1 protein-coding gene is annotated in these 382 nt (G+C 44.0%); it reads left to right on the top strand.

Annotation, left to right across the window (positions count from 1 at the left end; all coding sequences use genetic code 11):
* Positions 1–343: DUF3459 domain-containing protein (locus tag AB4585_RS29645; protein ID WP_372172424.1), on the top strand; the 343-nt coding region annotated here is incomplete at its 5' end.
* Between the last annotated feature and the right edge of the window lie 39 nt (positions 344–382).

Raw genomic sequence — 382 nt, forward strand, 5'->3', positions numbered from 1 at the left:
AACTATGCCTTGGCTGAAGGTTAATGAGAACAAGAACACCATAAACGTAAAAGCTCAGCAGCAGGATGCTGAGTCTATATTGCACTTCTACCAACAGTTGATTGAATTGCGCCTCAGCTCTGAGACGCTAAAAACAGGAGAGACATCGCTGTACGATACAGAGGATGCGCTTATTGCATACCAACGTGAGGGTGATAACTGCACCTATTCAGTGATTGTGAACCTAAGCCCTGCAAGGGTATCGGCACCTAATCTTCCTGAACTTCAGTCAGCGGAGTTGATACTCGGAGAAGAGCTAAACGAGTCTCTAGCGCCATACTCTTTTGCGATATACAAAAGCTAAAACAGTGAAATTAGCGTTAAACATGAAAACGTTTAACGC

The organism is Vibrio sp. 10N.222.49.C9 (genome assembly GCF_041474985.1).
Taxonomy (GTDB): domain Bacteria; phylum Pseudomonadota; class Gammaproteobacteria; order Enterobacterales; family Vibrionaceae; genus Vibrio; species Vibrio crassostreae_C.